Annotated in this window: 20 protein-coding genes; 4 read left to right on the top strand and 16 right to left on the bottom strand. The window is 32.2% G+C overall.

The genetic code is table 11. The annotated features are described in order from the left end of the window. Nucleotides 1-254: 254 nt before the first annotated feature. The 13 genes from ACIQXI_RS04825 to ACIQXI_RS04765 form a co-directional block, all read right to left on the bottom strand. Complete coding sequence (locus ACIQXI_RS04825) at nt 255-821, bottom strand: hypothetical protein (protein WP_402922138.1); 567 nt, start codon at nt 819-821, stop codon at nt 255-257. Between the two features lie 41 nt (nt 822-862). After that, nucleotides 863-1,039, bottom strand: a complete 177-nt coding sequence (locus tag ACIQXI_RS04820; protein ID WP_402922136.1) for a hypothetical protein — start codon at nt 1,037-1,039, stop codon at nt 863-865. 86 nt (nt 1,040-1,125) lie between these two features. After that, the gene (locus tag ACIQXI_RS04815; protein WP_402922134.1) at nt 1,126-1,713 is read right to left on the bottom strand and encodes an Imm64 family immunity protein; all 588 of its coding nucleotides are present in this window, start codon (nt 1,711-1,713) and stop codon (nt 1,126-1,128) included. A gap of 37 nt (nt 1,714-1,750) precedes the next feature. After that, nucleotides 1,751-2,191, bottom strand: coding sequence for a GNAT family N-acetyltransferase (locus ACIQXI_RS04810; RefSeq protein ID WP_402922132.1), 441 nt, complete (start codon nt 2,189-2,191; stop codon nt 1,751-1,753). A 184-nt stretch (nt 2,192-2,375) separates the two neighbouring features. After that, nucleotides 2,376-2,798 carry an ester cyclase gene (locus tag ACIQXI_RS04805; RefSeq protein WP_402922131.1) on the bottom strand — a complete coding sequence of 141 codons (423 nt, stop codon included), beginning with the start codon at nt 2,796-2,798 and terminating at the stop codon, nt 2,376-2,378. 147 nt (nt 2,799-2,945) lie between these two features. Next, the gene (locus ACIQXI_RS04800) at nt 2,946-3,383 is read right to left on the bottom strand and encodes a VOC family protein (RefSeq protein ID WP_402922129.1); all 438 of its coding nucleotides are present in this window, start codon (nt 3,381-3,383) and stop codon (nt 2,946-2,948) included. 95 nt (nt 3,384-3,478) lie between these two features. Continuing rightward, the gene (locus ACIQXI_RS04795; protein WP_402922127.1) at nt 3,479-3,640 is read right to left on the bottom strand and encodes a hypothetical protein; all 162 of its coding nucleotides are present in this window, start codon (nt 3,638-3,640) and stop codon (nt 3,479-3,481) included. A gap of 98 nt (nt 3,641-3,738) precedes the next feature. After that, nucleotides 3,739-4,344, bottom strand: a complete 606-nt coding sequence (locus tag ACIQXI_RS04790) for a hypothetical protein (protein WP_402922126.1) — start codon at nt 4,342-4,344, stop codon at nt 3,739-3,741. 26 nt (nt 4,345-4,370) lie between these two features. After that, nucleotides 4,371-4,841, bottom strand: a complete 471-nt coding sequence (locus ACIQXI_RS04785; RefSeq protein WP_402922124.1) for a cysteine peptidase family C39 domain-containing protein — start codon at nt 4,839-4,841, stop codon at nt 4,371-4,373. A gap of 260 nt (nt 4,842-5,101) precedes the next feature. Further along, complete coding sequence (locus ACIQXI_RS04780; RefSeq protein ID WP_402922122.1) at nt 5,102-5,308, bottom strand: hypothetical protein; 207 nt, start codon at nt 5,306-5,308, stop codon at nt 5,102-5,104. Between the two features lie 207 nt (nt 5,309-5,515). Then, on the bottom strand, nt 5,516-6,250 hold the full coding sequence (locus tag ACIQXI_RS04775) for an SDR family NAD(P)-dependent oxidoreductase (RefSeq protein ID WP_402922120.1): 735 nt from the start codon (nt 6,248-6,250) through the stop codon (nt 5,516-5,518). Nucleotides 6,251-6,722: 472 nt separating this feature from the next. Then, on the bottom strand, nt 6,723-7,205 hold the full coding sequence (locus tag ACIQXI_RS04770; protein ID WP_402922118.1) for an HTH domain-containing protein: 483 nt from the start codon (nt 7,203-7,205) through the stop codon (nt 6,723-6,725). A gap of 117 nt (nt 7,206-7,322) precedes the next feature. Beyond that, the gene (locus ACIQXI_RS04765) at nt 7,323-7,670 is read right to left on the bottom strand and encodes a hypothetical protein (RefSeq protein ID WP_402922116.1); all 348 of its coding nucleotides are present in this window, start codon (nt 7,668-7,670) and stop codon (nt 7,323-7,325) included. 233 nt (nt 7,671-7,903) lie between these two features. Between ACIQXI_RS04765 and ACIQXI_RS04760 the strand changes: the two genes are divergently transcribed. Further along, nucleotides 7,904-8,362 (top strand): hypothetical protein, encoded by a 459-nt coding sequence (locus ACIQXI_RS04760; RefSeq protein WP_402922114.1) that lies wholly within the window; start codon nt 7,904-7,906, stop codon nt 8,360-8,362. 66 nt (nt 8,363-8,428) lie between these two features. On the opposite strand, the gene ACIQXI_RS04755 is transcribed toward ACIQXI_RS04760, so the two are convergent. Further along, nucleotides 8,429-8,932: a GNAT family N-acetyltransferase gene (locus tag ACIQXI_RS04755; RefSeq protein WP_402922112.1), complete on the bottom strand. Its 504-nt coding sequence runs from the start codon at nt 8,930-8,932 to the stop codon at nt 8,429-8,431. 573 nt (nt 8,933-9,505) lie between these two features. Between ACIQXI_RS04755 and ACIQXI_RS04750 the strand changes: the two genes are divergently transcribed. Next, nucleotides 9,506-9,757 carry a hypothetical protein gene (locus ACIQXI_RS04750; protein ID WP_402922110.1) on the top strand — a complete coding sequence of 84 codons (252 nt, stop codon included), beginning with the start codon at nt 9,506-9,508 and terminating at the stop codon, nt 9,755-9,757. A gap of 401 nt (nt 9,758-10,158) precedes the next feature. Continuing rightward, on the top strand, nt 10,159-10,725 hold the full coding sequence (locus ACIQXI_RS04745) for a GNAT family N-acetyltransferase (RefSeq protein ID WP_402922108.1): 567 nt from the start codon (nt 10,159-10,161) through the stop codon (nt 10,723-10,725). 40 nt (nt 10,726-10,765) lie between these two features. Here the strand turns inward: ACIQXI_RS04745 and ACIQXI_RS04740 are convergent, their stop codons facing one another. Then, nucleotides 10,766-11,119, bottom strand: coding sequence for an HTH domain-containing protein (locus ACIQXI_RS04740; protein WP_402922106.1), 354 nt, complete (start codon nt 11,117-11,119; stop codon nt 10,766-10,768). Between the two features lie 78 nt (nt 11,120-11,197). Between ACIQXI_RS04740 and ACIQXI_RS04735 the strand changes: the two genes are divergently transcribed. Continuing rightward, nucleotides 11,198-11,701, top strand: coding sequence for a hypothetical protein (locus tag ACIQXI_RS04735; protein ID WP_402922105.1), 504 nt, complete (start codon nt 11,198-11,200; stop codon nt 11,699-11,701). 8 nt (nt 11,702-11,709) lie between these two features. On the opposite strand, the gene ACIQXI_RS04730 is transcribed toward ACIQXI_RS04735, so the two are convergent. Beyond that, nucleotides 11,710-12,723: a S66 family peptidase gene (locus ACIQXI_RS04730; RefSeq protein WP_402922103.1), complete on the bottom strand. Its 1,014-nt coding sequence runs from the start codon at nt 12,721-12,723 to the stop codon at nt 11,710-11,712. Nucleotides 12,724-12,728: the final 5 nt, after the last annotated feature.

Here is a 12,728-nt window from a genome sequence, read left to right as displayed (position 1 = left end):
TCGTAGCTTGGGAAATGGTGGCTTCACGAGTTTGATTTTTTCTAAATCTCTCATGAATTCACTTCCTTCCAAATTAAAATACACATAAAATTATACCATTCAAATGGATAGGATGATGTACCTTTTTTTGAATAATATACTTATTATAAACTTGTTAAGCTTCTAATTCCTTGATATTGATATTTCGAATTATTTTCATACGAAAGCCCGTAACAATTAATTTCACAACATTCGTGACTTTTGCAAAGAACTTATTAAATAGGACTCAACAACAAATTTATTTCATCTTCAATTATAGTTCCACTATTTTTCTTCGTTACTTCAAAAGGCTTTTTATAAAGACAAGCATATTTTAAAGCAAGGAAGCCATCTAGTGGGAACGTGTAATTTTGCCATTCTTGCCGATATCCTAAAATGCCACGTTGTTTAAGTAGTCGATCTAACTCTTTCACTACACATAATACAAACTCTTCAAAGTTACATTTTGTTTTCAATATTTTCCTAGGTAAATTATCATTTACTTTTCTCTCTACTATGAAATTTTGTTTTTCGGTAATTACAATCTCCAAGTCCTCAAAATCACGCTTAAATTCCCAGCACAATAAATAAGGACCTGTCTGCCATTCGATCCCCCCATTTCTTTTGTTAAAGGCGCCTTCTTTCCAACTTAATTTACATAGTGGATGGATTGATGCAAGATAGGTAACAAAGTCACCTAGAGCATCCGAATGAAAAGTTGGCGAAAATTCCATCTTTTTATCATTAATTTCAAATATACAAGTTGCATTTCCACTTCTAATATCATCATAATTAAATTTCATATTACTGACTCCTTTTCGATGCAACACTATTCGAATACTAATTATTTTTTGGCAGCGTCTTTTCGACTGAATCCAAAAATGGTAGAGGCAAAAATAAAGATGGCTGTACACAACCATAAAGTGATGCCATCCCATTCACCTTTTAATAAAGTTATATTTGTTAAAATACATATTTGCATCAAACAAATTGAAATAAATAAAACTAAAGAGTGTTTCATTGTCTACCTCCGGACGAAATTTATTTTGAAACTAATCAATTGCTTTTCAAAACGAAGTTAGTATACAAAAAAAGTAGAAAAAAACGCTAATTTTCTCTCTCCGTTACTCCGTTTATGTACCAACGTGCTTTCGAAATTACTAAATCCTCGTTTTCATATTTAGCTTCCAGTGAATAATACGGCTTTGTTAAATTTTTAAATTCTTGTGGTGAAAATTCCACCTCAGCTTCTTGACTAGAAAAGGCATAATCTATTGTAAGTTTTAGAAGAAAGATTTCCATAATGTTGAAAATAGCAGCCTCTACAAATTCTAGTTCCTTTATTTCATAACAATTAATAATTGTTGCTTCCTCTATTTCAATCATGAAACTATAAAAATTATCTTTATAAATGTGTATTTTAAGCAATACATCAATTAATGAATTAGCATAAGGAAATTTAGCAACGTTAAATTCCCAATAAAACATCTTTTCCAATTGATAGACTAATTCCTTCGTTACGGCTTTAGTTGGATTACTACTTTCTATCCAGTTTAAACCGTTCTCATCTGTAGCATATTTTACAGATTTAATTTTCATGCCACTGATATTCAAGAAATCTATTAGACAATCAAAATTCCCCTTTAAAGTGGTAATTTCACTTTTGACAAACCCAATGTTTATTTTCGCTCCCATTAATTAAGCTTGCCACCTCATTCCTATCCATCGACTATTAGGATAATTTTTTAACCATTACAATATGTGGACCGATAGGGGGGTAATCAAAAACATCTCCATAAGGCTCAAAACCTAATTTTTCATAATACGATTGAACGCTCGTTCTGCCCTTGCACCAAAGAAAATTAACACCACGTGCTGTTATAATATTTTCTGCAAAACTGACCACTGCTCTTCCAGCACCCAACTTTCTATAGTCCTCTAAAGAAGCCATTTGTCTTAAACGGTATTGTCTTTCGAATGAAAACGCTCCGTTATTTTCTATAATAAAGGATGCTATACTTACCAGTTTTTCTTCATAAAATGCACCAACATGAAAAGTCTCTTTTTCATAATCTGATTCAAATATAGATTCTTCCATACTTTGGTTTGGTCGCAAAACCATTTGCCTAAGACTAAAGGTCATTTCCGGTTTAATTAGTTTAATATCTAACATGGTAATCCCTCCATCTAAAATATGTTTATTATATAATTCTACATAATACGCTTATATCCTTCCAGATAAATCCATATCTTAAAATAAGGTGCAATAGTGATCCCCTGCTATATAGACGTTTTATCACCACTTTGTATAATTCGCAATTCTCTTTCCAAGAACAAAAAAAACACCCCGAAGGATGTTAATTTTTTTTATTACGCTCTAGTTGTTTCTCTATACCTGCTCGATCAATTTGTATCCAATACTCAACTATTTTTTCATCTTCAATTCTATAAACTGCACTAGCTATTTCAATAACCAGAAGATTTGTTGGCACATAGCCATCAACTTCTCCAATATGCGTACCAACTTGTTTCCAACGTACATATACTTTTTTATCTTGGACCATAAACTCTTGAATTTCTAAAGTAAATTTGCCATATGCTTCAATCATTTCTTTTACATGATCGGCATATTCTTTAGGAGTTCTTATTATCGTTATTTCTTCTTCTGCAATTACTTGGTGTGCAGACATTTGTTCAGCCATTAATTCGCTTGCATAATCTGGATTTTTTCCAGAACGTACTTCTTCAAAAAATTTTTTTACTATTAGCTCTGGTGTCATACGAGCCCTCCGCTATATTGTATTAAGTTCATTTCCTAATTTTAACAACCTTCTCCTATACTTACTAATAATAATATAGGGAATGTTGAATTGAAACAATTTTCCTATACATTTAAGAATACTCAAAAATTTTAGCGTACACTATACTTATTGGATTTCTTGAGCCAATTCTAAAATAATTCCCTCTGGACCACGAACATAGCATAACTTAAAACGCTCTTCATATTGCTGTATGTCGCTAAAGATTTCAGTACCCCTTTTTTTCAAATTGGCAACCACTGCTTCGATATCTTCTACATTAAATGCAATATGTCGAATACCTAGTGAATTGGCTAGTGGTAGTATTATTTCCTTTTCGTTGGACGGGGAAATAAATTTGATTAGCTCTAGCCAAGTCTGGCCGTCCGATGTTCCCAATCCTACACACGCGACTTTAGTATCACCAAGGCCAGCTGCATAGCCCATCAACTCTCCTTCCATCTCCCATTCTCCTCTTACCTCAAGACCAAAATCGACAAAAAATGCTTTAGCTGTATTGAGATCATTGACAATTACACAAACATGATCGATTTTTTTAATCTTCAACTTGCAAACCTCCTAAAATCCTGTTATTTTTCAGGTATAGACAATCTTTCATGGCCAAAACTCCAACTCTTTAGTATGTGGGACGGCTCCCACTTTTAGTCTGTTTTATTGCCAATTTCTAATTTCTTTTGTTCCAAAGCTAGTTTATCTCGTTCTAATTTAATTTGTTCGAGTTTAATATCGTGCTTCTTTTTTATTTCATAAATTACAGCTACCATAAGTCCTAGAAATAAAATTGCTATCATAAAATAATCCATTTGTTCTCCCCTCCTATTTACGCAACTTAACTTTCGTACTTGTGAATACACCGCAATATTATACCAGCATCGGCTTTCTCTTCTTACATCGCTAATGTTTATTCTGTTCCTTGATCAGTCCATAATACTTTATAGACGAAAGAAAGCTCAGCTTCTTCAAGTCCAGCAGGTAATTCTCCATTTTCACTTCCGGCAGAACCTAACTCGTTTTTTGACGTGCCTAGCCATGCCACTAAATAAACAGGTTTGTTCTTCGTTAATGTAATCTTTTTATCTATTAAGTTATTAAATGAAAAAATCGTCACATTAATGGGATAAGTTGTCGTAGCAAGACCCGATGGTATGCCAGATAATAATTTAAAAGGATGATTTTCATTAAAATCACTTATTCCAAATGAAAGTAAAGTATCTCGATAGCTTTTTTCGATAACTCCCCAGCTCTTTAATAATTCTTCTTTCAATTTACCTTTTTCGTATACTTCCACTGAAAATTGCAAATCATCTGCTTCAGCTAAAGTACCATTTAGTTTAAAAAATTCTATATTTCCTACTCCTGTTTTACTAATTAATAGACTTTCCTTTTCACTAATGTTATAAGGCTCAATCGATATTTGCTCATGAGAGATTGCTTTATCTTGAGCTGCACACCCTGTTAACAACAACATAAAAATGATGAATAAACAGCAGTGTTTAAAAATGTGCATTGTACTTCTCACTCCTTTGGTAATTTCTATGATTTCTTTGTAACTGTTATGTAAGTGTTGCTATAAAGAAGCATATAAATATTTTTTACATTCCACAATTTTTTAAATTCTTGAATAGGAATTTTTCGATTATAGCAATTGTTTTGATCAGGATAATTTACCATTTCATTTAAAGATTCTGCTAGATAGAAATTGTTCTTGTCATATCCTACGACAGGTACAAAATGCAAATATCTTTGATCTTTCCTAACTTTAATAAACACGATTACGGGTATACCTTTACTAACTTCATACTTTAAAGTATCAATATTTCCTTTATAATAATGTGTTTTAAATCCCCTGTTTTTTAACACCGTTCGTATGCCTTTTGGGTACACATTTCCGGATTTAGTTTTACTCGGGAAATGAGAATATAATGCTTCTCCATCAACGTCATAACCAAAATGACGCAACACGTAGGCGGTTGAAAACGCGGCACATTCCCTATTTTTTTGCATAGCTATTCTACTATTTCGGTTATGAAATAATTAGCCGGGTACTCTCTTTTACGAAAAATCGGTTTCGGTAATGTCATGAAATACCCATTGAAAATTGTTGAAATAATGATCCATAAAAAAACTGTTCTAACGATCAACATATTTTTATCCCCCATTGCAGCATAGCCTTTTTACAGTAATAGTAAAAAAGGAGCTGCCTATGCAACTCCATAATCTTCAACTAAAGCTATTAAATAGTAAATTGATTTCAACAATAATATTTATTCTTTTATATAAAAGAACCCGCTTCCATCTTCTTGTGTTACATATCCTGCTTGATTGACCAATTCTTCAACCATGTTTTGTTCTTGAGCAGTGATAATCGTTGCATGATCTTTGCTAGCAGTTAAATGTTCCTTTTCAAAAACGTATCCTGTACCATTTGCTTGAGGTATAAAACCTTCATTCGTCTGTAAACTTTCTACCATATTTTGTTCTTCTATTGTAATAACGGTATGATTGTTAGTTTGTTCTTGTGCAGAAACGGTTGAGCTTTGCGAGTCATTTGCTAGACCCTATGTTAATGCTAGTACGCCTGTTAAACCTAATATAGAAATCATCTTTTTTTTCATAATAATTACCCCCGATTATTTTTTGCCTTGTAATAGTATTTATTGGCTCATGAATAAGTTGCATCACCTTAAATATCCACCATTATTTAAATCAAACGTTGCACCTGTATAATGTTGTGCTTTATTAGAAAGTAAAAAAACAACTGTATCAGCCACATCCTCAGGCTGTAAAGGCTTATTAATAAGTTGGTAATTTAAATACTCCTCTTTTCGCCAATCAGGAATCGAATCCATCATAGGCGTGCTAACCATCGTTGGCGCAACAGCATTCACACGGATGTAGGGTGAGAAATTCATAGCACAGCTTTTAGTTAAACCTAGTATAGCTGCTTTAGAAAGCCCATAGATTGCATCTGAACTACCTTCTAGCGCAGAAACTGAGGACATATTAATAATGACTCCGTAATGTTTGGCAGAAATTAATTTTTCACCAAACAGTTGTGAAAAATAAACAAATCCCTTGACGTTTATGCCAAGTACTTTATCAATTTCATCGACTTGATAGTCTAAAATATTTTTTGCCAAATAAATCCCCGCATTATTAACTAGACTATCCACATGGAAGTGCTTGGCATGAATATAGGAGAAAAATTCGCATACTTCCTCATAATTACTTACATCTACCTGATAGGTATGTAAAGCAGTACTTGCATTCATTGTATCCATTAATTCCTCTAAAGCATGGTAATTGACATCACAGGCAATAACTGAAGCACCTTCCCATAAACAACGCTTTACAATAGCTTTCCCGATTCCAGATGCCGCGCCTGTGACAATAATATTTTTATTTTTAAGCAATATTTAAACCTCTCCTCAATTGCTATTAAACTATTTTTTTTCGCCAATACACAATTTCTTACTATACAATTACTACTAGTCAAACATTCGTATGATTAAAAAATGTAAATTTTTTATTATTTTACCATTCAATTAGTTTGTATACAAAATATAATGCATCTAAAAGCCACTTCATAATCAGAAGTAAGGAAATCGCCAAGGCTATTTTATTGTCGGTTTTTGAAACAGTTATGTATCATTTATAGATAATCATTGCCGAATAAACTTTAAATTCGAAGTTATTTATGATATTAGTAGAATATTTAATATCATAATTTCATGAACTTGCATAAAGTTGTTCACTTCCTTTTCGAACTCATCTTTTTTGCGATAATCATTAACTTTTATTTTCATATTTTTTAATTTCTCCTTTTTTAATGTTAAGGTTGTCTAAAAATCCACGATTAATTTAATTGCATGACTGGACTAATTTTCACACTCTTAACACAAAGTGAAGCATGACGATATTGACACATATTTTAATTTCTACAGTTCTATCTATTATTTGATTTTGTCTAAATGCTATAAGTTCCTCTTCTGTTACTTTTATTATTTTCGATAAGGTTTCTGTTGAAAATAAGTAATCAGTTATTAGATTATTCATTAATAATACGGCTCTTTCTTTGGCATCAAGTTCAAATCCAAACATCAACATATCTTTTTTAAGCTGAATTTTTTCATCATAATTCTGTGTTGAATTAGCTTTACAACTCACTAAATTTTCTAATTCATTATTTGATAAATGAAAAATCAGTGAAAGTTGCGGATAGCTTAAATTACAGTTTTCAATTAATTCTTGCATATCTTCTTTAAGATTATTAAATTGTGAAGCGTTCGTTGTTAAGGATATTTTTGCATGATTTCTATATTCCACTCTTGTATCACATCCATCGCATTTTTTAATATATTTTACCATATTATTACACACCACTCTTACTTGATAAAGATGTCCAAAATGAAAACAATTAAAAGAGCCTTACTCGTGTTAGGAATAAGGCTCTTTAAAAGCAATTAACCGTAAGAATATCAAGCTTTACTGTCTTTTTTTCAGCTGTAAATTCCCTTTATTGAACATAATAAGACCGTTAAATCGCTCATATACAGCATATAAAGGATATAATAATCCAATAAATACGATAAACGAAGGTATCTTTTCAATAACTGGAATAATGTTTGAAAGGATGGATATTAATTTCTCAGTTATAACAATAAATATAGGAATAACTACAATTAAGCCGATAAAAAGAAAAGGTGTTACTTTTGTTTCTTTTAATTTGGCTTTACAGTATGGACAAATCATCGTAAATGGCGATGAAAAATCCTCAAAATCTTCTAACGTAATTTTCGCTTGGCAATTCGGGCAAGGTACAGACGTTCTCATACATTTCTCCTAAAATACAAATTTACTCTAGTATAGTAATGAATTGCTTCTTTTGTAAGAGGGAATAATAGGTTTAAGATGTAAGGATTACTAAGGGTCATGGAAAACAAGCGATTAGCTGAATAATGACAAGCAAACAAGTTTATCTACGTAAAATGATGAACTATCTTTTGGACATGATATAGTAGAGTGTATTTTGTTCATTTGCTGAAGCAACAGAAGGAGTGGAATGTATGAAAAAACTCATTATAGCTGGATTATTATTTGTATTTTTCGTAGTGGGTACTATTTTTTATCAGCAACACCTATTAATTACTAATTATCGTGCACAACTTTACAATCAACTGTCCATAATTCAAATGCCTATTAATCGTATTTTGTTATTCCAGCAGAATGCAGAAAAATATACGGAAGACGAAAGAAATCAATTGTTTACTTTGTTGCACGAAGCCTATGCTTATGTTGCGAACTATACTGGGGGTGGCCTACAATTAGAAACTGACATTAGGGAACAATATTTCATCAATTATTTGAATACAAAAAATGAATATTCAGTCCTATTAGATGCTTATGTAGATGCTACAACTGCAGAACAACGCGAATTAGCACATATTAAACTAAAGGAGCAACACGAAATCTATAAGAAATTTTTAGAAGAGACAAAATTAGAGTTAGTTAAAGACTTTGAGTAAGAGACAATAATGGTAAAACCCCCTTTTCGGTTTCTGCACAAGCGTTATACAATACCTACATATGATTTACCTTTTTGTTAAAGAATATATACTATGGATTTTATTAAAGATAAAGGATTCTTTCTCTTTAGTAAATCCATTTTTTTCAGCTACGCGAATTGAAGGTCTATTGAATGGATCGATAATACTTATCAACCTATGTAGACCTAATTGAACAGTTCCATATTCCATACACCCATTAGCAGCTTCAGTAGCGAATCCTCTAGACCAATAATTTTTATTAATATGGTAACCAATTTCAACTTCATTTTTACCATCTACTATTTGTTTGACTAGTCCGCAGTCTCCAATTAGTTCATTCGTTTCCTTCAAACAAACTCCCCATAATCCAAATCCATCTTTCTCGTATCTGTCAATATTCTTATCCACCCAATTTTTAGTTTGTATTAAGTTAAATGGTGCTGGATAGTACTTCATTGTTTCCGCATCTGAAAAAATTGCATGTAATGCAGCAATATCTTCATTGTTAAAATGTCTTAAATATAATCTTTTCGTTTCTACTACAAACATTAGATAACCCCCCTCTCTTAACATTCTAAGACTTTATAATCATACACTGATGCTAGCTGCTGATTTTTATAAATGACAATACCTATCATTTCGTAAGTGCGTGCACGAAACTTCCTCTAATTGAGGGAACATGGCAGCTATAAAATTCAAACAATACCCCATCCTTGACACATTCACCTATGTATTACTACAAGTCCTACAGAGCAAATATTCTATAAACGATAAAACCCAAGGAGAATAACAATATAAATATGCCTGCTCTTAAAGACTTTTTGAAGTATTTTTCATCTTCTATTTTATAATCAAAACTTTTAATAATTATGACTATTCCTAAAAGAGCTACTGTTAGATGCATATATAGTAAATTGAATCCACTTGGTATAAGGAAGAGACACATGATGAATAGCAAAATAATATTGATATATTTCCTAGTTTGGGCATTCAACTTTCTGCCCTCCTTATCGAATAAAAGTTCTTCTCATTATATTTTTTTTGGAAATATGAAGAAATATAATGTAAAATTAGTTATTAATACAAGTTTCTGAGTCACTAAAACAGAAGGAGCTAGATAGAATGGATTTATTTTCTATTTTAACATTTGGTAGCTTAATTATATATATCGTACTACCATTACTATTGTTGTTCGTTGCTATAAGCGCTTGCATGTATATCTATGTCGCACTTTTCAAAAAGGTTCTTCCACGTAGCATCTATCATTTCTTTTTAGGACCAGTAGCAATTATCGGTTTCTTAATTTGGGCTGTACCATTGAAAACAGGTTTTTCCGAATTTTTTAAATCACTATTAGTAGTTTTTGCTCTATAAATACATATCGAGGTGTTTAAATGACTGTGTTTGGTAAATACATTTATTTGGCTTTCTTTTTCACTCTTTTCTTAATTTTAACGATTAAAGATTATTCCAGTTATGGTAATTGGAATTTATTTGAGAATTTTATCTTTTCAATATGGATGTCTATTTTCTTACTGATGGTATCTCTGCTACTACGAAAATCGAAAGTTAGTAAGGAAAAACATAATGTATAAAACATTATAAAGTAAATCAACCAATAAATTGTTTTTATTTCCTTTAATAGCTATAGTCTACCAAGTTATGGTATAATAGTAGTGAACACGCATAAAGGAAATCCTTTGAACTGCTGCGGCTTGCAAATGCCGCAGCTTTTTTATGTCAAAGTCCTTACCCTTTAAAAAGGAGTGATAATCTTGATAAACATAGCCGGAAAAAAAGTGACGTTACGATCTGCTACCCCAACCGATTTAGATGCGATTTATTATTGGAAATATGTAGATGAAAAGCAAGCGGCGAAGCAATGGAATGGACCATATATCCAAGAAAAGCATTTGACAAAAAGTGAATTTTTGAACGAATGGGCGAAGGATGAAGAATTATTTGAGGGTGTCCCTAGTACCTTAATTATGTCTGTAAACGAACAATTTATAGGGGTTGTTGGTGCTTACTGGGTAGATAAAAACACAAATTGGCTTGAAACAGGGATTGTCACATATCTTCCAGATTATTGGAATGGTGGTTACGGTTCTGAAGCCTATCGCTTATGGATAGACTACCTATTTGACAATACACCACTTCATCGATTGGGGATGTCGACTTGGTCTGGCAATGAAAGAATGATGCGAGTTGCTGAGAAATTAGGTATGCAGTTAGAAGCAAGGATTAGAGATGCCCGATACTTTGATGGAAAATACTATGACGCCATTAAAATGGGTATTTTACGTAGTGAATGGGAAAGACAAAAAATAAAACCAGCATGACCTTTTGCATTGCTGGTTTTTATTACATGCCATGTCTATATTAATCATTTAATCGTGTCAAAATCTCTATTAAAGTGACACATTTAGATGGACTTAATTTTAAATCTAACGCATTTCCTTGAATAAAAGAATTAAGCCAATCCATGTCTAATGTCGTTAACTTATGAATTAATTCTAATGTGATACTACCTTTATTAACTACTGCTTGAAGATTTTCTCTTAGTTCTGCTGGGAACACGAAAAACTCATTCGATGAATTTTTAACAATTTGTTGAAAGAGCATTTCTACTACCTGAGCTGAGCAACAAAATTTTAGTATCTCTTTTGTTTCATGGTGAAACCCAACTAGCTCCCATGAATAATCTAAACAAACATTTCCATCGGTTTTATTCATTTTTTCCCCCTTCGTTTGATAAGCTGAATTTATAAGGTTTGAAGTTTTAACCTGACATTTAATTGTTGGAGGCTAATGATGAATATAAAAAAATTAATATTGATTATTTCTTTCGCTTTGAATATGACGCTAATTTTCTTATCTTTTTTCTTTTATAATAAGATGAATGAGGCAAAAGAAAGTGCAGCCAATGAAATTCAGCTGCAATTCATTGCTATTGAGACGGCTATTGGCAACCAAATGCAAACAGCCTGGACAGAAGTTGAAGATGTAGATAAACAATTGCAACATTCATTAATGACAATAAGTCGCTCTGTAGAACTAATAGATGAGCTTTCTATTGGCAGCAAGAAAGAGTTTGAGTCTTCTTTTATAAATGTATTAAAAACATATAAAAGAAATAATTTTTTCGATAACAACCATTTTACATCTCAAGGTATAGCTTATTTTGAAAAACTACGATCCATTTTACGTGAAGAAGGTTTTGGAAAAGGTATAGCCATTACTATGAATGATTACAAAGTATTTATAACGAAAATAGATGCTTTAAATACTAAATTATCCGATTTATATGAGGAATAGTGTTCGTTCTAAATAAAATGTTGCAAAACAGTCCCTTTACCGTTAAGGAATTGCACCTCAGCAAACGCACCGTTGATCAAAGTCATTTGAGGAGGTAAATAGCCACAATCGATATCGTAGATAATTGGTATTTGCAGCTCCGCGGAAAGTTCTCTATAGACATCTTCAAGTGTATAATTTTCTACGGAGATTGCAGCACCGCTTCTTCCAAACATAATTCCTGAACAATTTTCAAACCATCCCGCTAACTTCATTTGTACGAGGGTCCTTCGTAAATCGGTAGTGGATAAGTCACAGTTTTCAAAAAACCATAGTACAGTATTTCCTTGAATAAAGGTTTCTTTAAAATATTGAATGTCCCCAAATGGAGTGCCAATTAAATGGCTAATCGAATCAATACATCCCCCAAGTAACCGCCCTTGCATATTAACTGCATTCCCTGTAGTCGATTTCCACATTGTTTTCTCTGTGAAATGAAAAACATATGGAGAAGGCTGATCAAACTGCCATTCCTTTTGATATAGTTTCGAAGAATGTTGTCGTATAGATTGAACTTTTTTTAGCGATAAAACAGGCTCCCACTTTGCTGTTAGTTCATCACTATACTCACCTCGTAAATCGATTAAATTTGTACCATGTGCGGTAGCTATACCTGTTTTTAATGTAATGGCTAATAATAAAAGACTAATATCTGAATAACCTAATATCCATTTAGTTGGCATATGTTCAAAATTAATAAATTCAAGCGTCTCAATAAGTAGTTCCCCACCCCAAGGTGGAATAATAATATCGATATCTTCATTTGTTATCATTTTCTGAAACTCATCTGCACGCTTTTGGGCAGGAGCAGATTTTGCCTTATTTTGCGTCCAGACAGTTTCTCCACAAAACAGCTTATATCCTTTCTGTTCCATACGATTACATGCTGTTTTCAATAACTCGTGCAGTTCACTTGGTATCCCTGATGATGGAGCTGTAACGCCAATAGTTGCTCCTTCTTCTAAAATTGGATATTTTATCATAAGCA

The sequence above is a fragment of the Lysinibacillus sp. NPDC097195 genome, from assembly GCF_044762075.1.
Taxonomy (GTDB): Bacteria; Bacillota; Bacilli; order Bacillales_A; family Planococcaceae; genus Lysinibacillus.
Note: the sequence above shows the minus strand (reverse complement) of the source record. Positions and strands in the feature narration are given on the sequence as shown.

What these genes read in the sequence shown, in the direction of transcription:
- ACIQXI_RS04820 (WP_402922136.1), bottom strand. Translation starts at nt 1,039, where the DNA reads ATGAAACACTCTTTAGTTTTATTTATTTCAATTTGTTTGATGCAAATA.
- ACIQXI_RS04810 (WP_402922132.1), bottom strand. Translation starts at nt 2,191, where the DNA reads ATGTTAGATATTAAACTAATTAAACCGGAAATGACCTTTAGTCTTAGG.
- ACIQXI_RS04815 (WP_402922134.1), bottom strand. Translation starts at nt 1,713, where the DNA reads ATGGGAGCGAAAATAAACATTGGGTTTGTCAAAAGTGAAATTACCACT.
- ACIQXI_RS04740 (WP_402922106.1), bottom strand. Translation starts at nt 11,119, where the DNA reads ATGAATAAAACCGATGGAAATGTTTGTTTAGATTATTCATGGGAGCTA.
- ACIQXI_RS04780 (WP_402922122.1), bottom strand. Translation starts at nt 5,308, where the DNA reads ATGGTAGAAAGTTTACAGACGAATGAAGGTTTTATACCTCAAGCAAAT.
- ACIQXI_RS04785 (WP_402922124.1), bottom strand. Translation starts at nt 4,841, where the DNA reads ATGCAAAAAAATAGGGAATGTGCCGCGTTTTCAACCGCCTACGTGTTG.
- ACIQXI_RS04765 (WP_402922116.1), bottom strand. Translation starts at nt 7,670, where the DNA reads ATGAGAACGTCTGTACCTTGCCCGAATTGCCAAGCGAAAATTACGTTA.
- ACIQXI_RS04735 (WP_402922105.1), top strand. Translation starts at nt 11,198, where the DNA reads ATGAATATAAAAAAATTAATATTGATTATTTCTTTCGCTTTGAATATG.
- ACIQXI_RS04730 (WP_402922103.1), bottom strand. Translation starts at nt 12,723, where the DNA reads ATGATAAAATATCCAATTTTAGAAGAAGGAGCAACTATTGGCGTTACA.
- ACIQXI_RS04805 (WP_402922131.1), bottom strand. Translation starts at nt 2,798, where the DNA reads ATGACACCAGAGCTAATAGTAAAAAAATTTTTTGAAGAAGTACGTTCT.
- ACIQXI_RS04770 (WP_402922118.1), bottom strand. Translation starts at nt 7,205, where the DNA reads ATGGTAAAATATATTAAAAAATGCGATGGATGTGATACAAGAGTGGAA.
- ACIQXI_RS04790 (WP_402922126.1), bottom strand. Translation starts at nt 4,344, where the DNA reads ATGCACATTTTTAAACACTGCTGTTTATTCATCATTTTTATGTTGTTG.
- ACIQXI_RS04755 (WP_402922112.1), bottom strand. Translation starts at nt 8,932, where the DNA reads ATGTTTGTAGTAGAAACGAAAAGATTATATTTAAGACATTTTAACAAT.
- ACIQXI_RS04825 (WP_402922138.1), bottom strand. Translation starts at nt 821, where the DNA reads ATGAAATTTAATTATGATGATATTAGAAGTGGAAATGCAACTTGTATA.
- ACIQXI_RS04795 (WP_402922127.1), bottom strand. Translation starts at nt 3,640, where the DNA reads ATGGATTATTTTATGATAGCAATTTTATTTCTAGGACTTATGGTAGCT.
- ACIQXI_RS04760 (WP_402922114.1), top strand. Translation starts at nt 7,904, where the DNA reads ATGAAAAAACTCATTATAGCTGGATTATTATTTGTATTTTTCGTAGTG.
- ACIQXI_RS04750 (WP_402922110.1), top strand. Translation starts at nt 9,506, where the DNA reads ATGGATTTATTTTCTATTTTAACATTTGGTAGCTTAATTATATATATC.